The organism is Bradyrhizobium sp. USDA 4472, assembly GCF_054058595.1.
On record NZ_JBSSAM010000001.1, the window covers coordinates 5,879,357 to 5,899,977 of the forward strand.

At 65.0% G+C, this 20,621-nt stretch carries 21 protein-coding genes and 1 pseudogene; 16 read left to right on the plus strand and 6 right to left on the minus strand.

The genetic code is table 11. The features are described from left to right. Positions 1 to 99 precede the first annotated feature (99 nt). On the plus strand, positions 100 to 924 hold the full coding sequence (locus ACVWZ4_RS27585; protein WP_456741576.1) for an N-acyl homoserine lactonase family protein: 825 nt from the start codon (positions 100 to 102) through the stop codon (positions 922 to 924). 3 nt (positions 925 to 927) lie between these two features. Here ACVWZ4_RS27585 and ACVWZ4_RS27590 read toward each other — a convergent pair whose 3' ends face one another. After that, complete coding sequence (locus ACVWZ4_RS27590) at positions 928 to 1,119, minus strand: hypothetical protein (protein ID WP_456703908.1); 192 nt, start codon at positions 1,117 to 1,119, stop codon at positions 928 to 930. Positions 1,120 to 1,150: 31 nt separating this feature from the next. Further along, complete coding sequence (locus ACVWZ4_RS27595; RefSeq protein ID WP_456741577.1) at positions 1,151 to 2,308, minus strand: MFS transporter; 1,158 nt, start codon at positions 2,306 to 2,308, stop codon at positions 1,151 to 1,153. Positions 2,309 to 2,458: 150 nt separating this feature from the next. Here ACVWZ4_RS27595 and ACVWZ4_RS27600 point away from each other — a divergent pair, with 150 nt between their 5' ends. Beyond that, on the plus strand, positions 2,459 to 3,718 hold the full coding sequence (locus ACVWZ4_RS27600) for an adenylate/guanylate cyclase domain-containing protein (protein ID WP_456703906.1): 1,260 nt from the start codon (positions 2,459 to 2,461) through the stop codon (positions 3,716 to 3,718). On the opposite strand, the gene ACVWZ4_RS27605 is transcribed toward ACVWZ4_RS27600, so the two are convergent. Beyond that, positions 3,715 to 4,959, minus strand: coding sequence for an MFS transporter (locus ACVWZ4_RS27605; protein WP_456741578.1), 1,245 nt, complete (start codon positions 4,957 to 4,959; stop codon positions 3,715 to 3,717). The genes ACVWZ4_RS27600 and ACVWZ4_RS27605 overlap by 4 nt on opposite strands. Before the next feature lie 168 nt (positions 4,960 to 5,127). On the opposite strand from ACVWZ4_RS27605, the gene ACVWZ4_RS27610 reads away from it, so the two are divergent. Next, positions 5,128 to 6,480: an Nramp family divalent metal transporter gene (locus tag ACVWZ4_RS27610; protein WP_456741579.1), complete on the plus strand. Its 1,353-nt coding sequence runs from the start codon at positions 5,128 to 5,130 to the stop codon at positions 6,478 to 6,480. A gap of 66 nt (positions 6,481 to 6,546) precedes the next feature. Here the strand turns inward: ACVWZ4_RS27610 and ACVWZ4_RS27615 are convergent, their stop codons facing one another. Both ACVWZ4_RS27615 and ACVWZ4_RS27620 read right to left on the minus strand, forming a co-directional pair. Further along, positions 6,547 to 7,323 (minus strand): arginyltransferase, encoded by a 777-nt coding sequence (locus ACVWZ4_RS27615; RefSeq protein ID WP_456735345.1) that lies wholly within the window; start codon positions 7,321 to 7,323, stop codon positions 6,547 to 6,549. A gap of 133 nt (positions 7,324 to 7,456) precedes the next feature. Beyond that, complete coding sequence (locus tag ACVWZ4_RS27620) at positions 7,457 to 7,999, minus strand: RDD family protein (RefSeq protein WP_456703902.1); 543 nt, start codon at positions 7,997 to 7,999, stop codon at positions 7,457 to 7,459. Positions 8,000 to 8,193: 194 nt separating this feature from the next. On the opposite strand from ACVWZ4_RS27620, the gene ACVWZ4_RS27625 reads away from it, so the two are divergent. Continuing rightward, complete coding sequence (locus tag ACVWZ4_RS27625) at positions 8,194 to 8,817, plus strand: DUF6151 family protein (RefSeq protein ID WP_456741580.1); 624 nt, start codon at positions 8,194 to 8,196, stop codon at positions 8,815 to 8,817. A gap of 18 nt (positions 8,818 to 8,835) precedes the next feature. Here the strand turns inward: ACVWZ4_RS27625 and hemB are convergent, their stop codons facing one another. Then, positions 8,836 to 9,897: a porphobilinogen synthase gene (gene hemB / locus ACVWZ4_RS27630; RefSeq protein ID WP_456741581.1), complete on the minus strand. Its 1,062-nt coding sequence runs from the start codon at positions 9,895 to 9,897 to the stop codon at positions 8,836 to 8,838. Positions 9,898 to 10,020: 123 nt separating this feature from the next. Between hemB and ACVWZ4_RS27635 the strand changes: the two genes are divergently transcribed. The 12 genes and pseudogenes from ACVWZ4_RS27635 to ACVWZ4_RS27690 all read left to right on the plus strand — a co-directional run bounded on the left by ACVWZ4_RS27635 (position 10,021) and on the right by ACVWZ4_RS27690 (position 20,555). Beyond that, positions 10,021 to 10,518: a DUF6163 family protein gene (locus ACVWZ4_RS27635; RefSeq protein ID WP_456703899.1), complete on the plus strand. Its 498-nt coding sequence runs from the start codon at positions 10,021 to 10,023 to the stop codon at positions 10,516 to 10,518. Positions 10,519 to 11,029: 511 nt separating this feature from the next. Beyond that, a complete protein-coding gene (ldtR, locus tag ACVWZ4_RS27640) occupies positions 11,030 to 11,548 on the plus strand; it encodes a transcriptional regulator LdtR (protein ID WP_027529973.1) in 519 nt (172 codons plus the stop codon). 198 nt (positions 11,549 to 11,746) lie between these two features. Next, positions 11,747 to 11,983: a hypothetical protein gene (locus ACVWZ4_RS27645; protein WP_456703898.1), complete on the plus strand. Its 237-nt coding sequence runs from the start codon at positions 11,747 to 11,749 to the stop codon at positions 11,981 to 11,983. 37 nt (positions 11,984 to 12,020) lie between these two features. Beyond that, positions 12,021 to 12,242: a hypothetical protein gene (locus ACVWZ4_RS27650; RefSeq protein WP_456703897.1), complete on the plus strand. Its 222-nt coding sequence runs from the start codon at positions 12,021 to 12,023 to the stop codon at positions 12,240 to 12,242. A gap of 253 nt (positions 12,243 to 12,495) precedes the next feature. Then, positions 12,496 to 13,794 carry a serine hydroxymethyltransferase gene (gene glyA / locus ACVWZ4_RS27655; RefSeq protein ID WP_456741582.1) on the plus strand — a complete coding sequence of 433 codons (1,299 nt, stop codon included), beginning with the start codon at positions 12,496 to 12,498 and terminating at the stop codon, positions 13,792 to 13,794. 43 nt (positions 13,795 to 13,837) lie between these two features. Further along, complete coding sequence (nrdR, locus tag ACVWZ4_RS27660; protein WP_456735341.1) at positions 13,838 to 14,320, plus strand: transcriptional regulator NrdR; 483 nt, start codon at positions 13,838 to 13,840, stop codon at positions 14,318 to 14,320. Further along, positions 14,317 to 15,465 carry a bifunctional diaminohydroxyphosphoribosylaminopyrimidine deaminase/5-amino-6-(5-phosphoribosylamino)uracil reductase RibD gene (gene ribD / locus ACVWZ4_RS27665; protein WP_456741583.1) on the plus strand — a complete coding sequence of 383 codons (1,149 nt, stop codon included), beginning with the start codon at positions 14,317 to 14,319 and terminating at the stop codon, positions 15,463 to 15,465. The genes nrdR and ribD overlap by 4 nt, the downstream gene beginning before the upstream one ends. Next, positions 15,465 to 16,073 carry a riboflavin synthase gene (locus ACVWZ4_RS27670; RefSeq protein ID WP_456703893.1) on the plus strand — a complete coding sequence of 203 codons (609 nt, stop codon included), beginning with the start codon at positions 15,465 to 15,467 and terminating at the stop codon, positions 16,071 to 16,073. Before ribD ends, ACVWZ4_RS27670 begins: the two co-directional genes overlap by 1 nt. 99 nt (positions 16,074 to 16,172) lie before the next feature. Further along, complete coding sequence (gene ribH, locus ACVWZ4_RS27675; RefSeq protein WP_456741584.1) at positions 16,173 to 16,664, plus strand: 6,7-dimethyl-8-ribityllumazine synthase; 492 nt, start codon at positions 16,173 to 16,175, stop codon at positions 16,662 to 16,664. Between the two features lie 3 nt (positions 16,665 to 16,667). Beyond that, the gene (nusB, locus tag ACVWZ4_RS27680) at positions 16,668 to 17,162 is read left to right on the plus strand and encodes a transcription antitermination factor NusB (protein WP_092228693.1); all 495 of its coding nucleotides are present in this window, start codon (positions 16,668 to 16,670) and stop codon (positions 17,160 to 17,162) included. Between the two features lie 29 nt (positions 17,163 to 17,191). Continuing rightward, positions 17,192 to 18,191 (plus strand): annotated as a pseudogene (gene thiL / locus ACVWZ4_RS27685) (thiamine-phosphate kinase). A gap of 243 nt (positions 18,192 to 18,434) precedes the next feature. Continuing rightward, positions 18,435 to 20,555, plus strand: a complete 2,121-nt coding sequence (locus tag ACVWZ4_RS27690; RefSeq protein WP_456703891.1) for a sodium-translocating pyrophosphatase — start codon at positions 18,435 to 18,437, stop codon at positions 20,553 to 20,555. Positions 20,556 to 20,621 lie beyond the last annotated feature (66 nt).

Sequence of the window (20,621 nt, forward strand, 5' to 3'; positions counted from 1 at the left end):
TCTGCGGCCGCGGCCCATAGTGCCTGAAAGTGGAATTCTTCGGCGGGATCGGGGTTGATCCTCGGTCACCGCAGAAGGCGCCGCCAGGAGGGACTAAGGATGATACGCAAGATCACGCTCGGTCTCGCCATCGCGGCATTCGCGCTGTCCGCCGGGTCTGCATCCGCGCAGAAGCCCGGTGTCGAACGACTTTACATCATGAATTGTGGAGAGGGCGTCGCCGGCGATATCGGGCGCTGGTCGCCCGGGGTGAACGAAGGCAAGTCCATGGACTTCGTCGACACCTGCTACCTCATCAGGCATAGCCAAGGCTGGTTCCTGTGGGACACCGGCATTCCCGACGCCGTGGCCGCAATGCCCAATGGGCTTGTGCCGGCCGATCCCAAAGCCGTGACCTGGAAGCGGCCCAAGACTCTCGCCGCGCAGCTCGAGCAGATCGGCGTGAAGCCTGCCGACATCAAGGCGATGGGTGTCTCGCACACGCATCCCGATCACATCGGCAATGTCGAGATGTTTCCGCAGGCGATGCTCTACGTGCAGAAGGCCGAATATGACTGGCCCGGTGCCAACAACGAGCCGCGGTTCAAGCCGTCGCATCCGGTCGAGCTGCTCACCGGCGACAAGGACGTGTTCGGCGACGGCAGCATCACCATCCTCTCGACGCCCGGCCACACGCCGGGACACCAGTCGATGATGGTGCGGCTGCCGAAGACCGGCGTGGTGGTGCTGTCGGGCGATGCGGCCCACTTCAGGGACAATTACGACAATCGCCGCGTGCCCGTGAACAACGTCAACAAGGAGCAGTCGATCGCCTCGATGCAGAAGATCGCCGACACCGTTTCGAAGGAAGAGGCGCAGCTCTGGATCAACCACGACAAGGCGCAGCGCGATACCCAGAAAATGTCGCCGGAGTTTTACGACTGAGGCTTAGCTCTTCGGCGCGCCGACTCCCGGCGGGCTCGCGCCAGGCGTCGTCTTCGGCTTCAGCGTGCCGGCATAGAACGAGAGCAGCCACACCAGCAGCACTGCGAGGAGATAGACGCCCCAGGCCTGCGGCGGCGTCATGGCCCAACGCAGCAATCCTTTGAACGTGCGGGGCGGGCGGTTGTCGTCGATCATGACGCGCTTGTGCGCGAAAGCCGCAAGCCCGTCAATCCGGCCGCGGCTTGACGCGGATCAGGAACAGCGCGGCCAGCGCCGACAGGCTCAGCGCTGACGAGACCAGCAGCACCCTGGCGCCCATCACGTCGATCAGCACGCCGAAGGCCAGCGGAGCCACGGCCTGTGCCATCCGCGCCGGCGCTCCGATGATGCCGAGACGATAGCCGAAATCCTTCGGGCCAAAGATCGCGAGCGGCAGCGTTCCGCGGGCAATGGTCAGGATGCCATTGCCCGAGCCGTGCAGCAGCGCAAAGGCACTCGCCGCGGGGGCGCCGAAGATGGCGACGACAGCGGCGCCGATCGGGTGGGTGAGGCAGGCAAGCCGCGTCGACCACAGCGGATGGAAGCGGCTGAGAACGCTGGCTTCGAGGATGCGTGCGATCACCTGCGCCGGGCCGATCAACGCGCCGGCCGCGATCGCCTCGACATGGCTCGCGCCCGTGGCTTCGAGAATGCGCGGGAAATGCACGGCCATGGCTCCGGTCACGGTCCAGACCGCAGCGAATACGAAGGCGAGCAGCACCATGGTGCGGTCGAGCGGGATGTGCGGCTGCTCGGCTGTGGCCGCAGCCTGCTTGGCACCTTTGATCGCCGGCAGCATGACGAAATTGAGGGGCAGACCGATCAGGATATTGGCGGCGGCCCAGGCGAAACACGTGTCGCGCCAGCCGAAATGAGCAAGCCCCCAGGCGGTGAGGGGCCAGCCGACGGTCGAGGCAAAGCCGGCCATCAACGTGATGCCGGTGATGGGTCCGCGGGCGTCGGTGCCGTAGATGCGGCCGAGTGCCGCGAAGGCGGCATCGTAGAGTCCCATCGCCATGCCCATCCCGAGCACGAGCCAGGCGAACGCCATCACCGGAACCGATTGCGAGAAGCCGAGCAGCACGAGGCCGGCGGCAATGGTGAGGTTGGAGGCCGACAACACCTGACGGCCGCCGACGAGATCGATCTGCCGGCCGATGCGCGGCCCCAGCATCGCAGAGATCACGAGCGAGGCCGAGAACGCCCCGAAGATCCAGTTCGAGGAGACGCCGAGGTCGTGCGCCATGGGATCAGCGAGCAGGGCCGGCAAATAATAGCTGGAGGCCCAGGCCAGCGTCTGCGTCGTGCCGAGCGCGAGGATAATCGGAAGCTGGCGCTGGCTCATGTGCCCGAATTTCCGGCGATCTGTGTCATCATTTGCATTTGCAGCCCGCGGCGAGAGCGCGTCAACAGCGTCCGCGACATATGAGCCTTGGTTTTATGCACGGAGCGCGCGTGGCCTTTCGCTCGTCACGAATGCACGCCATAATGGCGTATGCAACTCACTTCCCGCCTCGCGTTGATGAACTGGCTGGCCGGCCAGGGGCTCACCGGCCTTCCCGAACCTGAACTGCTGCGCGGATTCTGCGAGCGCTGCCGGGCCGAAGGGCTGGAACTCTCGCGCGGGCTCGTTGTCATCGATACGCTGCACCCGATCTACGAGGGCCGCGCCTTCCGCTGGAGCGATACGCCGACAAACGAAAGCGACGTCGTCGAATACGGCTCGACGGCGGAGGGCGATGCGGCCACGAATTGGCGCCGCTCGGTGTTCTATCATCTGCTCGAGCATGGCCACGACGAGATGGTGCTCGACCTCGCCGACGCGCCCTCGCTCGATTTCTCGCAGATCGGCGACCTCGCACAAACCGGGCATCGTCATTTCCTGGCTTTCGTGCACCGCTTCGGCGAGACCGGAGCGCTCGGGCAGATGGATTGCCTCTACTCCTATTGGACGACGCGGCGCGAGGATGGATTCACCGAAGCCGAGCTCGCCGCGCTGCGCGATCTCGTGCCGGTGCTGGGACTGGCGATCAAGTCGGCGCAGCAGGTCGACATTGTCAGGACGCTCGGGCGGGTCTATCTCGGACGCGATGCCTCCGAGCAGGTCCTGCGCGGGCGTATCTCGCGCGGCGTCACGGAGCGCATCAATGCCGTGCTCTGGTATTCGGATTTGCGTGGCTCGACCGGGATCAGCGAGAGTATCGGGCCGGACGAGATCATCCCGTTCCTCAACGACTACGCGCAGGCCGTGATCGATGCGATCCACGAGGCCGGCGGCGATGTGCTGAAGCTGATCGGCGACGGCGTGCTTGCGATGTTCTGGGGCGAGGATATGGCCGATGCGCGGCGGGCTGCGCTGCGGGCCGAGCACCTGTTCCGCCGGAACGTCGCGACGCTGAATGCACGCCGCACAGCGGAGGGCCGCCCGACCACGTCGGCCTATATCGGCCTGCATGTTGGCGAGGTCTTCTACGGCAATATCGGCAGCGAGGACCGGCTCGATTTCACCGTGGTCGGACCGACCGTGAATGAGGTCAGCCGCATCGCTTCGATGAGCCGTTCGGTCGATCGCGAGTTGCTGGCGTCAGCCGAGTTCTACAAGGGACTGGATGCCGCCGGACGCCGCTACCTCGTTTCCACCGGTCGCTACGCGCTGCGCGGCATCGGCCGCGCGCAGGATCTCTACACGCTCGACCCTGATGTCGACGTGAGCGAGCCGGTGGCCGGGAGCTACGAGCGGTATCTGGCGAATTAGGCCCGGGCCGCAGCGCCATCCTCGACCATGGCCGGCTGCCGGTCCAGCGCCACCGCCGGTGACAGCCAGATCACCAGGGCCTGCAAGCCGAACACGGCGGCGGCGAGATAGAGGCACGCTTCCGCGCTCCAGAGGCCGCCGACGATCGCGCCCAGCGCCGAGCCGAGCGGGCGGGCGCCGTAGCTCATGATGTTGATGGCGGAGACGCGGCCGAGCAGACGCGGCGGCGTCACGGACTGCCGCAGGGTTGTGGTCGAGATCACCCACAGGATCGGCCCGACGCCGAGCAGGAAGAAGCTGAGGCCAGCGAGCCACGGCGAGGGCACCAGCACAGTCAGTGCCATCACGACAGCCGCGACGAAACCGGTCACCGGGCCGAGGCCGATCACGGTGCCGAACGCGATGCGCTTCATGACGCGCGTGGCGAACAGTGCGCCGATCACCATGCCGATTCCGTACATCGTCAGCACGATGCCGACACCGGCGGCGGTCAGGCCGAGATGGCGCACCGCGTAAGGCACGAACACCGCGATCTGCAGGAACCAGCCGGTGTTGAAGATGAACTGGGTGATGAACACCGGCCGCAGCAGCTGGTGGTGGAAGACGAAGGCCGCGCCCTCGCGGATCTCCAGCATTGGATGGCGACGCGGCACCGGCGTGCGCGCCGGCTCGTAGAGGCCGGAGAGCAGGGCCACGGCGATCGCGGAGAGCGCCGCCGCGAAAGCGAAAGCCGGGCTCGCGCCCCACCAGCCGACCAGTGCGCCGCCGAGCGCAGGCCCGCTGGCGAAGGCGATGGTGCGCGCAAGTTCGATCCGGGCATTCGCAGCCGGCAACAGCTCCGCGCGGACCAGCGAGGGCACCAGCGCCGGCGCAGCGACGCTGTAGACCACGGTGCCGCAGACTGCGGCGAAGCCGAGCAGCGCCAGCAGCGCTAGATTGAGCGCGCCGAGCGCGAGCAGCAGCACGATCGTCCCAAGCGCGACGGCCCGCAGCGCCTCGGCGCTCGCCATCAACGAGCGGCGGGAGATGCGGTCGGCGAGCAGGCCGGCCGGAATCGCAAACAGCACGAAGGGCAAGGTGAGGGCGGTCTGGAGCAGGCCGGTTTGCCCTTCGGCCACTCCCAGCGTCAGCACCGCGACGATCGGCGCCGCGGCCAGCGCGATCTGCTCTGCCGACTGCGCCGCGAGGTTGGACCAGGCGAGGCGGTTGAAGGTCTGGGGGAGGCGCTGTGGATTTGACATGGCTCGTTCCTGCAAAGTCGTGATGAGGCCAGTATCGGCGTCCGGGGACCGCCAAACCCACCCGCTTCCCGACAGGGCGGGGCAAAACGAGTACCCGCGGGAACCGATCCGGCTAGATGCAGTTGCAAATGAGTTGCAATAAGGCTCGACATCGGTATTGTTGCCATCATGGATGCCCGATCGCCCGATCTCACCCAGGCTACAGCCTCCGGCTGGCGCATTGACGCGCCAGCCACCAAGAGCCTGGCCGAGGTCAACGCCACGGTGACCATCCCCACGGCGGCGTGGTGGCGGCGGCTGCTCGCCTTCATCGGGCCGGGCTACATGGTCTCGGTCGGCTATATGGACCCCGGCAACTGGGCGACCGACCTCGCCGGCGGGTCGAAGTTTGGCTACACGCTGCTCTCGGTCATCTTGCTCTCGAATTTGATGGCGATCCTGCTGCAATCCCTGGCGGCACGGCTCGGCATCGTCACGGATCGCGACCTCGCGCAGGCCTGCCGCGCCACCTATTCGCCCGCGGTCAACCTCCTGCTCTGGCTGGCCTGTGAAGCGGCGATCATCGCCTGCGACCTTGCCGAGGTGATCGGAACCGCCATCGCGCTGAAACTTCTGTTCGGCATTCCCCTGATCGTCGGCGCGCTGATTGCAGTGCTCGACGCATTCCTGCTGCTCGTCCTGATGAACCGCGGCTTCCGTTTCCTCGAGGCGTTCGTCATGGCGCTGCTGGCGGTGATCGCGGTCTGCTTCGCGGTGCAGATCGTGGCCGCCGCGCCGCCGTTTGCCGAGGTGCTGCGCGGCTTTGCGCCGAAGACCGAGATATTCACCAATTCCGAGATGCTCTACATCGCGATCGGCATCATCGGCGCGACCGTGATGCCGCATAATCTCTATCTGCATTCGTCGATCGTGCAGACGCGCGCCTACGCGCGCAACGACGAGGGCCGGCGCGAAGCGATCAAATGGGCGACGACGGATTCCACCATCGCGCTGATGCTGGCGTTGTTCGTCAACGCCGCGATCCTCGTTGTCGCAGCCGCCACCTTCCACAAGAGCGGCCACTCGGAGGTTGCCGAGATCGGCCAGGCCTTCGAGCTGCTCTCGCCGCTGCTTGGCCTCGGCATTGCCTCGACATTGTTCGCGGTGGCGCTGCTCGCCTCGGGTCTGAACTCGACCGTCACCGCAACGCTCGCCGGCCAGATCGTCATGGAGGGCTTTCTCGATCTGCGGCTGCCCACCTGGGCGCGGCGTCTCGTCACGCGCGGCATTGCCATCATCCCGGTGATCGTCGTCACCGCGATCTACGGCGAGCGCGGCACCGCGGATCTGCTGGTGCTCAGCCAGGTCGTGCTGTCGATGCAGCTGCCCTTCGCGGTAATCCCGCTGGTGCGTTTCGTGTCCGATCGCCGCAAGATGGGGCAGTTCGCGATACCCATGTCCGTCGCCGCGATCGCGTGGATCGTGGCGGGCGTGATCGTGGTTTTGAATTTGAAGCTGCTGGTGGATACGTTGGTGGGGTGAGTAGCGAGTGGCGAACGGGGAGTGGATGCTTCGCTATTCGCGCCTCCCCATTCCCCATTCACATGATCAATCCTGCGGCTCGGACGCCACATCGCCCTGCGCGTCGATGCGCAGCCAGCCTGAGGGGGCCAAGCGCTGCTGCGGCAGGAAGCGGGCCTTGTAGTCCATCTTCTTGGAACCCTCGATCCAGTATCCGAGATAGACGTAGGGTAGGCCCTGCCTGCGTGCGCGGGCGATATGGTCGAGGATCATGAAGGTGCCCATCGAGCGGCTGACCTGGCTGGGCTCGAAGAACGAATAGACCATTGACAGGCCGTCGCTGAGCACGTCGGTCAATGCGACCGCGATCAGCTCCTCGCCACGGCCGGTGATGCCGCTGTCGGGACCGCGCTTGCGGTACTCGATGATGCGGGTCTCGACATGGCTGTCCTCGACCATCATGGCGTAGTCGAGCACGGTCATGTCGGCCATGCCGCCGTGGCGGTGACGGGCGTCGAGATAGGCGCGGAATACCGAATATTGCTCTGATGTCGGCACCGCGCTGCGCTGCTCGCCGACGATGTCGGCGTTGCGGGCCATCACCTTGCGGAAATTGCGGGACAGGCGGAACTCGTTGGCGACCACCCGGACCGAGACGCAGGCCCGGCACTGGTCGCAAGCCGGCCGGTAAGCGATCGACTGGCTGCGGCGGAACCCGCCATGGGTCAGGAGGTCGTTGAGGTCGCCGGCGCGCTCACCCACGAGGTGTGTAAACACCTTGCGCTCATGCCGGCCCGGCAGATACGGGCAGGGGGACGGCGCCGTCAGGTAAAATTGAGGGGTATCGCGCGAGTGCTGGGTCAAGGGACGTCGTAGGCCTCCGAAGTGAGTATCAGCATCGCGCTACGAAAGCCTCCGGTCAATTGGTCCGCTCGGTAGGTCGGCAGGCCAGTCAGCTTAGCTGATCCTGGTTAGTAGGTCATTGATCGCTCGGTTCTCAATACGTCCTGGCCGTCTGGGGGACTGGGGCCCGAACGGAATTGTTGATCACGACCGTTCCCAGCACGAAATCCTGCAGCAGGCGCCGGCGGCCGTTGAACAGGCCGACCAGCACCACGAAGGGCGACAGGAACGAGACCGTCACCCAGAACAGCACGGCATGGGTGGCGCCGAGGACAAAGTAGCCCGGCGCGCCGTACCAGGTGCGCAACTCCAGATCCATGACCCGCATCCCGATCGTCGCCGACGACGGACCGCCGATGCAGGCGCCATAATAGACGATGGCCCAGATCACGGAGGCCGGCCAGGCCAGCCAGAACAGGGCCCAACCGATGCCGAGCGTCACGACGCCGAACACCGCGATGAAGAGGTAGCCCAGGATGACAGGCACGGAAATCACGACCATGTCGATCAGGAACGCAAACACCCGCCGCGTCGCGACACCGCGGAACAGTTCCGGATGCAGATAGGGATCATAGGCGTGCGCCGCGCCATCACTACGCCAGGTGCCGCTGTCGTTTGGCGAACCGGAATAAGACATGAGCTTCCCTTCCACTTTCGGACGTCTCACCCGCAGCACATGGGAGCCATCCGGTCGCGCGCCAAGGCTGCTGGCGCATCAGCACCGCAAAATATTCCGGCGATTCGGCGGCCGAGTGCGCTTGCGCTGTTCGTGATTTGCACCATGCTCGGCGCAGCCGAAGTCCCTAATTCCGCGCCCGGAAAGGAATATTCATGCGTGGTGACATCGAATTGCGTTGTCGCTGTGGCGGGGTCCGCGGCGTGGTCACGGGCGTGTCGCCGCACACCGTCAACCGCGTGGTCTGTTACTGCGACGACTGCCAGGCCTTCGCACATCAGCTCGGCCGTGCCGATCTGCTGAATGCGAAAGGTGGCACCGACATTGTCCAGGTCGCGCCATCGACGTTCTCGTTTGCAGAGGGCCAGAACCGGGTCGCCGGGGTCCGACTAACCCCGAAAGGCCTCTACAGATGGTATGCAAGTTGCTGCAACACGCCGATCGGCAACACCCTCACGCCGAGCGTTCCCTTTGTCGGCATTGTTGCGCAGGCGTTCGAGGGCGGCACGCCCGCAGTTGACGATGTCGCCGGGCCGCCGATCGGGGCCATTCTCGGCAAGCACGCGGTGGGCGAGCCGCCGGCGGGCTCAACAGGACTTGATCTGTCTCTCCTCCTGCGCGCTATCGCCAAGGTGCTTGCATGGAAGCTGCGGGGGAAGACATGGCCGCATCCGTTCTTCAAGCGGGAGACGCGCGAGGCAATCTATCCAATCACCGTGCTGTCGCGCGAGCAGCGCGAGGCGCTACGTCCGTTATGTGGGCCGCAGCCGAGGGCGTAAGCGGCGGATTGAGCCGCCTCAGGATTGCGACTTCAGTTTTTCTGCTGCCTGCGCCGCAAAATAAGTCAAAACGCCATCCGCGCCGGCGCGCTTGAAGGCGAGCAGGCTCTCCATCATGGCGCGGTCGCCGTCGAGCCAGCCGTTGTTGGCGGCGGCCGCGATCATCGCGTATTCGCCGGACACCTGATAGGCGAAGGTCGGCATCCCGAAGGTGTCCTTCACGCGACGGACCACGTCGAGATACGGCATGCCGGGCTTGACCATCACCATGTCGGCGCCCTCGGAGATGTCGAGCTCGACCTCGCGCAGCGCTTCGTCGGTGTTGGCGCTGTCCATCTGGTAGGTGCGCTTGTCGCCGGTGAGCGTCTTGGCCGAGCCGATGGCATCGCGGAACGGACCGTAGAAAGCCGAGGCGTATTTCGCGGCATAGGCCATGATCTGCACGTCAAGGAAGCCGGTGCGATCCAGCGCCTGGCGGATCGCGGCGACGCGGCCGTCCATCATGTCGGAGGGCGCGATGATGTCGCAGCCGGCTTCGGCCTGCACCAGCGCCTGGCGCACCAGTACGGCAACCGTCTCGTCATTCAAGATCTTGCCGTCGGAAATCAAGCCGTCATGGCCGTGGCTGGTGAAGGGATCGAGCGCGACGTCGCAGAGCACGCCGATGTCAGGGAATTCCTTCTTGATCGCGCGAACCGCCTGGCAGACCAGATTGTCCGGGTTGGTGGCTTCCGAGCCTTCTTCGTCCCGCAAGGAAGGATCGGTGTAGGGAAACAGCGCGAGGCAGGGAATGGTCAGCTTCATGGCGCGCTCGGCCTCGCGCACGGCCTGGTCGACGCTGAGGCGTTCGACGCCGGGCATCGAAGTGATGGCCTCGCGCTTGTTGTTGCCCTCGATCAGGAACAGCGGCCAGATCAGATCGTCGGTGGTGAGCACGTTCTCGCGCACCATGCGCCGGGCCCATTCTGCCTTGCGGTTGCGGCGCGGACGGACGGTCAGATCGAGCGCATGGGGCACTGCGGCACCGGTCCCGCGCGCGACCTCGCGCAGTTCGATCGGACGTCCGTATTTGATCGCCATTACTCTTCTCCCGGCTGGAATTATTCTTATACCAGCTCGCATAGTTCCCGTCACCGCGGCTTGACCTCCCGCAAGGCGATGGCAGCCGATTGATTTTGCGTGGCGAAACAGCCAGAAGGGGCGATGCCCGAGATTTCCACCCGTGATGCGGCCCGCGACAATGCCAGGGATGCCGTCAGGGACGGCGCCCGCGACAGTGCATTGTCTGTGGCGGCGATCTCTTCGGAGCGGCCCGACTCCGACGACAATGTCTGGACCCGCCGCCTGGTGCTATTCCTGCGGGTCATGGCGCTGCTGTCGATCCTCAAGGGCCTGTATCACTGGGCACAGGTGACCGGGTTTGTCGGCGGCGAGGAGGAGGCCTTCGAAAACCAGTCGATGGCCTGGCAGGCCTCGACCATCTATTTCGCCGTCATCGAGCTCGTCGCCGCCGTCGGCCTGTGGCTCGCCACGCCCTGGGGAGCCGTGGTGTGGCTCACGACCGTGGTCTCGATGGCAGTGATCGAGCTGATGTTCCCGGGGATCTATGGAGGCAGCCTGGTCGTGGTCGGCGTCGAAGCCTTCATGCTCGCCGCTTATCTCGCACTCGCCTGGATGGCAGCGCGCGAACGGCCGCCGTAGCGCAGACGTTTCCAACACGCACATTCTGTGCCCCGGACAGGCGCAGCACCAACAGTGTGTTTAAGCGTGTCTCCGACGCACCATGGTGATGCGCTGCTCGTTTGCGGCGTTCTGGCTCCCGGCCCTGCGCGCCGCTTCGCGGCGCTGGTCCGGGAGATGAGAGTGCTGCGCTTGGTTGACCGCTGGTTTCGTAAAATTCGAGGTAAGTTTTCGTTGACCTAGCGCTATCCGCCACAGCCGTTACGCGTGCGTTTCGAAACGTGGCGGGGCTGTTCTGGAATGTGACAGATGGTGCGGACGGACGGTGAACAGGACCTTGCCACGGTCAACAGACGGTTGCGAAAAGTGCTTGTGGGACAGGCTTAATCCGCAATTCACTGTCTTAAATTCATGATCTCTTTATTCTCTTATTTAAGCCGATCTTCAAACGCCCCCCTTAAGTTGCACCTATCAGACGGGACACAAGTTTCGTCGAATGAGTGTCGATAAAAACGACAACAGGGGAAGTGTCATGATGAAAGCCGTCGCAACTGCGGCAGATACCGCAGAGCGCGTTTCGGGCCCGCAGGGTTCGGTGCAGTCGCTCTATCTGGAAGCATTGACTCTGGTGGAGCGGCTGCATCGCCGGCTCCTCGATGTGATCAAGGACGAGTTCGATCGTCGCGGCCGCGCCGACATCAATTCCGTGCAGGCGCTCCTGCTCTATAACATCGGCGACAAGGAGCTGACCGCGGGCGAGCTGCGCACGCGCGGCTACTATCTCGGCTCCAACGTCTCCTACAATCTGAAGAAGCTCGTCGAGCTCGGTTTCCTCGATCATCAGCGCTCGCGCGTTGACCGCCGCTCGGTGCGCATCCGCCTGACGCCGCAGGGCCAGGAAGTCCGCCGCATCGTCGACAGCCTGTACCAGAAGCACGTCAAGACCGTGGAACAGGTCGGCGGCATCTCCGGCGAGGAGTTCTCGACCCTCAACAAGTCGCTGCACCGCCTCGAGCGGTTCTGGACCGACCAGATCCTGTATCGGCTCTGAGTTTCAAAACGGGATCAAGGCCAAGCCGGCCCTCGACAAGACCGGCAGGGCCTCCCCAACGTGCCTGGCTTCCCCAGCGTTCCGGCCCGGCTTGTTCCGGACCGGTGCGCGTTGTGCTTTTCGCACTCGCGAAAAAAGTGCCTGATCAGCGGAACCGGTTCTACGCGTCGCGGTTGTCCCTGCGGATCGGAGGACGCGATGCTCGTCGAGCGCGGGTTGCAGGCAATGAACGTCGAACTCGTGAGCGATGCCTACGCGATCGCCGCGAATTACCTCCGCCGCTCCGGTGCGATCGCCGACACGCTCGCCACCAACGAACGCCTGCTCGAGATCATCGTCACGCTGCTCCAGCACGGCGAATCCAACAAGATCAGGCTCGCCAACAAGGCGATCGTGAGGTTTGAGGCGCAGGCCGAGGCAAGAGCGGTTGCCTGATCAAGATTCCCAAAACATCGATGAACCAGAGGGTGCCATGGAAGCTGCCATCGACCGCATCATGAAGACCTATGACCTGCTCGCCAATCGCACGGCGGCGGCGAGCGACGAGGCGCGGGAAAAGGTGACGAACTACCTCACCACCCTGATGGAAGCTGGCGAGAAGGACACCCACAGGTTGACGGTCTGCGGCCTGACCTATCTGCGCCAACTCGACGGCAGCGTGGACCCGGTGAAGGCGGGGTATACCGGGCTGTAGACGGCGCACCGCGACCACTGGATTGTTGAGGTCCAAATCGGACCTTTCCGGGTGACCGGCGAGCCGGTGGTTCTGCGGCGTCCGATCGCCCCAATCCATAAATCCCCACCATATCTTGCATAAATGTCACGCCCGACCCGCAACTACTTGGCCTGTTGCGGGCGATGTGGTAGATCGCGCTCGCCGCTTCCGATCGCCACACCAAGACCCCCGTAGCCTGCCAAAAGGCTGCGGCGGTGGAGATATTCGCAAGATGACCTCAGCCAAGACCGCCTCCGCGCCCGATTCGTTTTTCACCGCCTCGCTCGATCAGGCCGACCCGGAAATCGCCGCTGCCATCAAGGGCGAACTCGGCCGGCAGCGCCATGAAGTCGAGCTGATCGCCTCCGAGAACATCGTCAGCCGAGCCGTGCTGGAGGCGCAGGGTTCGGTGATGACCAACAAATATGCGGAAGGTTATCCGGGCGCGCGCTACTACGGCGGTTGTGAGTGGGTCGACGTCGCCGAGAACCTCGCGATCGATCGCGCCAAGAAGCTGTTCGGCGCCAAGTTCGCCAACGTGCAGCCGAACTCCGGCAGCCAGATGAACCAGGCGGTGTTCCTGGCGCTGCTCCAGCCGGGCGACACCTTCATGGGCCTCGACCTCGCGGCCGGCGGCCATCTCACTCACGGCTCACCCGTCAACATGAGCGGCAAGTGGTTCAAGGCCGCGCACTACACCGTGCGCCGCGAGGACCAGATCATCGACATGGACGCAGTCGCCAAGCAGGCCGAAGAGGTCAAGCCGAAGCTGATCGTGGCCGGCGGCTCGGCTTATTCGCGCGCCTGGGATTTCAAGCGCTTCCGTGAGATCGCGGACTCGGTCGGCGCCTATCTGCTGGTCGACATGGCGCACTTCGCGGGCCTCGTCGCCGGCGGCGTGCATGCCTCGCCTGTGCCGCATGCCCACGTCACCACCACCACGACGCACAAATCGCTGCGCGGTCCGCGCGGCGGCCTCATGCTGTGGAACGACGAGGCGCTGACCAAGAAATTCAATTCGGCGATCTTCCCGGGCCTGCAGGGCGGCCCGCTGATGCATGTGATCGCGGCAAAGGCCGTGGCCTTCGGTGAGGCGCTGCGTCCGGACTTCAAGGTCTATGCGAAGAACGTCGTCGAGAACGCCAAGGCGCTCGCCGAGGGGATGAAGAGCCATGGCTTCGATATTGTCTCCGGCGGCACCGATAACCATCTGATGCTGGTCGACCTCAGGCCGAAGGGCCTGAAGGGCAACGCCTCGGAGAAGGCGCTGGTTCGCGCCGCCATCACCTGCAACAAGAACGGCATTCCGTTCGACCCGGAGTCGCCGTTCGTGACCTCCGGTATCCGTCTGGGCACCCCGGCGGCGACGACCCGCGGCTTCGGCGTCGCTGAATTCCAGCAGGTCGGCGGCATGATCGCCGAGGTCCTCAACGCGATCGCGCAATCCGACGACGGCAAGGCGCCGCTGGTGGAAGCTGCGATCAAGGAACGGGTCAAGGCGCTCACCGACCGCTTCCCGATCTATCAGTAAGAGGCCAAGATAAAGGCTGAAGTCAAAGGATCAAGGCAAACGGATGCGCTGCCCGAACTGCAACAGTCTCGACACGCAGGTAAAGGACTCGCGTCCGACCGAGGATTCTTCCGTCATCCGCAGGCGGCGCGTCTGCGTCGCCTGCAATTTCCGCTTCACCACCTTCGAGCGCGTGCAGCTGCGCGAGCTCACGGTGATCAAGCGCAACGGCCGCCGCGTACCGTTCGACCGCGACAAGCTGATGCGCTCGGTCTCGATCTCGTTGCGCAAGCGGCCGGTCGAGCCTGAAAGGGTGGAGAAGATGGTCTCCACCATCGTGCGCGAGCTCGAGACCGGCGGTGAGGCCGAGATTTCCTCCGAGGTGATCGGCGAGACCGTGATGGAGCATCTGCGCACGCTCGACGACGTCGCCTATGTGCGCTTCGCCTCGGTCTACCGCAATTTCCGCGAGGCCAAGGATTTCGCCGAGGTGCTCGGCGAGCTCTCCGGTGAGGAGGAAGCGCGGCTCGCCGCGATGCGCAAATGATCTTCCGCATCCTGGAAGATCAGTTCGCCCGGAAGATCCGCGAGTCCAAGGACGCCGACCGCCGTTACATGCAGCTGGCGCTGGCGCTCGGTCGGCGCGGGCAGGGGCGCACCTGGCCCAATCCGGCCGTCGGCGCCGTCATCGTCAGGGACGGAGTGATCGTCGGCCGCGGCTGGACGCAGCCCGCTGGACGGCCGCATGCCGAGGTTGAAGCGCTACGGCGGGCAGGCGAGGCCGCGCGCGGTGCGACGCTTTACGTCACCCTCGAGCCATGCTCGCATTTCGGCAAGTCGCCGCCCTGCGCCGATGCGGTGATCGCCGCCGGCATCAAGCGCGTCGTCGCGGCGATCGAGGATCCAAATCCTGAGGTCGCGGGGCAGGGGCACGCGCGCCTGCGCGCCGCAGGCATGACTGTGGATGTGGGCCTGTGCGCGGCGGAGGCCGCGTTCGACCACGCCGGCCATTTCCGCCGCATCCGTGACAAGCGTCCGCACGTGATCCTGAAGCTTGCCGTCTCGCCCGACGGCAAGATCGGCGCTGAAGGCGGCAAGCGGCTCGCGATCACCGGCGATGCCGTCCGCGACCGGGTGCATCTCCTGCGCGCCTCGAGCGACGCGATCCTGGTCGGCATCGGCACGGTGCTGGCCGATGATCCGCAGCTCAATTGCCGCCTGCCCGGCATGGAAGCGCGTTCTCCGTTGCGTGTTGTCCTCGACCGGAATTTGCGGATTCCGGCTTCCAGCCAACTCGTGCGCTCCGCGCGCGAGGCGCCGCTTTGGGTCGTGGGTTCAGAGCTTGCGGAAGCAGCCGCAGCAACCCGCCTCGGCGCCGCCGGTGCGCAAATCATGCGCATGCCGCCGAACGGTGCAGCCGGCCTCGACCTTCCGGCCGTGCTGCACGCGCTCTCCGAGAAGGGCGTCACGCGGCTGATGGTCGAGGGCGGCAGCCGCGTTGCGGCATCCTTCGTGTCTGCCGACCTCGTCGACGAGATCTGGCTGTTCCGCGGGGCGGAAGAGGTGGGGGCTGGTGGGGTCGATGCGCTCGATGCATTGCCCCTGTCGAAAATCACGCAGTCGCAGGCCTACAAGGTTCATGCTAGCGAGACATTCGGCCCCGATACTCTCACCATCTACGAGCGCGCTTAATGTTCACTGGCATTGTCACCGATATCGGCGAGATCGTCAGCGTCAAGCCGGTGGCGCAGGGGCAATTGCACCGCCTGCGCATTGCCTGCAGCTACGATCAGACCACCATCGCCGACGGCGCTTCGATCGCCAACAACGGCGTCTGCCTCACCGTGGTCGCCTCCGGCGTCGCTGACGGCAAAACCTGGTTCGACGTCGATGCCGCCGCGGAGACGCTGGCGCTGACGACGGCCAAGCGCTGGAAGGTGGGCACGAGGCTCAATCTCGAGCGTGCGCTCAAGATCGGCGACGAGCTCGGCGGTCACATCGTCGCCGGCCACGTCGACGGCGTCGCCAGCATCGTCAGCCGCGAGGACCTGCCCGACATGGCGCGGTTCGAGCTCTCGACGACGCGGGAGCTGGCGCGCTTCATCGCCACCAAGGGCTCGATTACGCTCGATGGCGTCTCGCTGACCGTCAATACGGTTGATGACGCGACCTTTTCGGTGCTGATCATTCCGCATACACTCGACGTCACGACGATCGGCGGCTGGAAGGCGGGCAGTGAGGTCAATATCGAGGTCGATCTGATGGCCCGCTATGCGGCGCGGCTGACGGAAATGAAGTGACCGGTAAAGCCGGCCCTGCTTTAAAACTTGGCTTACACGCCTGCGGCGACTACATAACGCGCCGACCCAAGAGACGACTAGACGAAACGGATTGAGACGATGGCAGACGCGCGGCGCGCACCCCTGAAGGACCAGACCGATATTTCCGGCGCGCGTGCGCTGGTGGTCGAGGCACGGTTCTATGACGATCTCCAGGACGCGCTTCTGGGTGGCGCGGTGACCGAGTTGAAGGCGGCCGGCCTGACCCATGACGTCATCACGGTTCCCGGCGCGTTGGAGATCCCGGCGGCGGTGGCGATCGCAGTCGACGCGGCTGCGGCGAACGGCAAGCCTTATGATGCGGTGATTGCGCTCGGTTGCGTGATCCGCGGCGACACCATCCATTTCGAGATCGTCTCGCAGGAATCCTCGCGTGCGCTGATGGACCTCGCTGTGGCGCGCAAGTTGCCGCTCGGCAACGGCATCCTCACCGTCAACAACGAGGACCAGGCCTGGGCGCGGGCGCGCGCCAGCGAACTCAACAAGGGCGGCGATGCCGCGCGTGCGGCGCTGGCGATGCTTCGCATCAAGCGCCGCCTGGCGCGGGCCTGAGCCATGGCTGACATCAGGAAACCGGCGGGGCTTGCGGAGAAGAAAGCGAACCGGCGCGGTGCGGCGCGGCTCGCAGCCGTCCAGGCGCTCTATCAAATGGATATCGCCGGCGCCGGCATCAACGACATCTTTGCGGAGTTCGAAAGCCACTGGCTCGGCAACGAGGTCGAGGGCGACACTTACCTGCCTGCGGAAGCCGCATTTTTCCGCGACGTCGTCTCCGGCGTCGTGCGCGACCAGAAGAAGCTCGATCCGCTGATCGACGAGGCGCTGTCCAAGGGCTGGCCCTTGAAGCGGATCGAAGCCATCCTGCGCGCGGTGTTGCGGGCAGGGGCCTACGAACTGGAGCACCGCAAGGATGTGCCGGGCCGCGTCGTGATCTCCGAATATGTCGACGTCGCGAATGCTTTCGTCGACCGCGAGGAGACCGGAATGGTCAACGCCGTGCTCGACCAGATCGGCCGCCAGTTTCGCGGTGACGAGTTCGGGCGGGGGTAGGGCGACGCCGGCGGTTGGAGTTGACACCGATGACCACTCCGAACGATCCCTCCGGCGAAGATTCCCTGATCGCTCGCTATTTCAAGCCGTTGGCGACTGATCCCGGTGCGTTCGCACTGGTGGACGACGCCGCGGTGCTGTCCTCGTCAGGCGACGACATTGTCGTCACCACCGATGCCGTGGTCGAGGGCGTGCATTATCTTGCCACCGATCCCCCCGACACCATCGCGCGCAAGGCACTGCGGGTGAACCTGTCCGATCTCGCCGCCAAGGGCGCGAGCCCGGCCGGCTTCGTGCTGACGCTGGCGCTGCGTAGCAAGGAGGACGCCTGGCTGAGGCCGTTTGCGGATGCGCTCGGCGAGGACGTGAAAACTTTCGCCTGCCCGCTGCTCGGCGGCGACACGGTGTCGACACCGGGGCCGCAGATGATCTCGATCACCGCCTTCGGCCGCGTGCCGACGGGGGCGGATGGTTGGCCGCACCGGAGCGCGACCGGGCGATATCATCCTGGTGACGGGCACGATCGGCGATGCCGCGCTCGGGCTGGACGTGCTCACCGGAGGCCCGGCCGCCACCGCGCTCGCGTCCGATCCCGCAGCAAGAGAAGCTCTCGTTTCGCGCTATCGGATCCCCCAGCCCCGCAATGTGTTGGCGCAGGCTGTGCGTGACCATGCGACAGCGGCGATGGACGTCTCCGACGGGCTTGCCGGCGACCTGACCAAACTCTGTGCAGCATCCGGCGTTTCGGCCACCGTCGGTCTGGCGAGCGTGCCCCTCTCGGCCGCCGCGGCCGGCCTGCTCGACCGCAATGCCATTTGTGTTGAGACGCTGCTTGCCGGGGGCGACGATTACGAAGTGTTGTGCACGGTCTCGCCGGCACGGAGCGATGCGCTGATCGCCGCCGGGCGGGTGGCCGGCCTTGCCGTCACGGCGATCGGCACGATCGTCGCCGGCTACGAGCGGCCACGCTTTCTGGATGGGCAGGGCCAGGAACTGGCCTTGAAGCGATTGTCTTTTAGCCACTTCTAGGCACTGCGCCACGCCAGCGGTCGCGCGCTCGGCATTAGGTCTAATTACCTGCCGAGATCGGCTTTTTCACTCTCTTCCGGCGTTGCACCATCAATTTGATTTTGGCAAGCTTGTGACCGACTAGGGCTACCTCTTCGCGCAAGGGGCAGCCCTGTTCAGCATAAGGGCGCCGCACCGCATCCGCATGACGGAAAACAAGAGGCGGCGGGGGTACGTTCATCAAGGATCTGAGGCAGAAATCAAATGACAGCATTATGGTTGATAGTGCTCTGCGGAGTGCTTTCCGTCGTCTACGCGATTTGGGCGACGTCTTCGGTGTTGAGTGCGGATGCGGGGTCACCGCGCATGCAGGAGATCGCGGGAGCGGTGCGTGAAGGCGCACAGGCCTATCTCCGGCGCCAGTACACCACGATCGGCATCGTCGGCATCGTCATCTTCGTGCTGCTTGCCTTTTTCCTTGGGCTCTATGTCGCGATCGGCTTCCTGATCGGCGCCGTCCTGTCGGGGGCGGCCGGCTTCATCGGCATGAACGTCTCAGTGCGCGCCAATGTGCGCACCGCCCAGGCTGCGACGACGTCGCTCGCCGGCGGCCTCGAACTCGCCTTCAAGGCGGGCGCGATTACCGGCCTTCTGGTGGCGGGTCTCGCGCTGTTGGGCGTGACGCTCTATTTCGGCTTCCTGGTGCACTCGCTGAAGCTCGCACCTGACAGCCGCACCGTCATCGACGCCATGGTGGCGCTCGGCTTCGGCGCCTCGCTGATCTCGATCTTCGCCCGTCTCGGCGGCGGCATCTTCACCAAGGGGGCGGACGTCGGCGGCGATCTCGTCGGCAAGGTCGAGGCCGGCATCCCCGAGGATGATCCGCGCAATCCGGCCACCATCGCCGACAACGTCGGTGACAACGTCGGCGACTGCGCCGGCATGGCCGCCGACCTGTTCGAGACCTATGCGGTGACCGCGGTCGCCACCATGGTTCTCGCTGCCATCTTCTTCGCCAAGACGCCGATCCTCGCCAACATGATGACGCTGCCGCTCGCCATCGGCGGCATCTGCATCATCACCTCGATCATCGGCACGTTCTTCGTGAAGCTCGGGCCCAGCCAGTCGATCATGGGCGCGCTCTACAAGGGCCTGATCGCAACCGGCATCCTGTCGCTGATCGGCATCGCCGGCGTGATCTACTATTTGATCGGCTTCGGCAAGCTCGACGGCGTCGACTATACCGGCATGTCGCTGTTTGAATGCGGCGTCATCGGCCTCGTCGTCACCGCGCTGATCATCTGGATCACCGAGTACTACACCGGCACCGACTACCGTCCGGTGAAGTCGATCGCCCAGGCTTCGGTCACGGGTCACGGCACCAACGTGATCCAGGGCCTCGCCGTCTCGATGGAAGCGACGGCGTTGCCCGCGATCGTCATCATCGCCGGCATCCTGGTCACCTACAGCCTGGCCGGCCTGTTCGGCATCGCCATCGCGACCGCCACCATGCTGGCCTTGGCCGGCATGGTCGTCGCGCTCGACGCCTTCGGTCCGGTGACTGACAACGCCGGCGGCATCGCCGAAATGGCGGGGCTACCCAAGGAAGTGCGCAAGTCGACCGACGCGCTCGACGCGGTCGGCAACACGACAAAGGCGGTCACCAAAGGTTACGCGATCGGCTCCGCCGGTCTCGGTGCCCTTGTGCTGTTCGCAGCCTACAACCAGGACCTCAAGTTCTTCGTTGCGGGCTCGGCCGACCATCCCTACTTCGCCGGCGTCAACCCGGATTTCTCGCTCAACAACCCGTATGTGGTTGTCGGCCTGTTGTTCGGCGGTTTGCTGCCGTATCTGTTCGGCGCGATGGGCATGACGGCGGTCGGGCGTGCGGCCGGCGCAATCGTCGAGGAAGTGCGCCGTCAGTTCCGCGAGAAGCCGGGCATCATGCAGGGCACGGACAAGCCCGACTACGGCAAGGCGGTCGACCTGCTCACCCGCGCGGCGATCAAGGAAATGATCATCCCCTCGCTGCTCCCGGTGCTGTCGCCGATCGTCGTCTACTTCCTGATCTACGCGATCGCGGGCGGCGGCGCCGCCGGCAAGTCGGCTGCGTTCTCGGCCGTCGGCGCGATGCTGCTCGGCGTGATCGTGACGGGCCTGTTCGTCGCGATCTCCATGACCTCGGGCGGCGGCGCCTGGGACAACGCCAAGAAGTACATCGAGGACGGTCATTTCGGCGGCAAGGGTTCTGATGCCCACAAGTCGGCGGTGACCGGCGACACCGTCGGCGATCCCTACAAGGACACGGCCGGCCCTGCGGTGAACCCGATGATCAAGATCACCAACATCGTGGCCTTGCTGCTGCTGGCGATCCTGGCGCACTGAGCGGCATCAACGACAAAAGACAAAATCCCGCGGCGAAAGCCGCGGGGTTTTGGTTTGGTGGGGCGC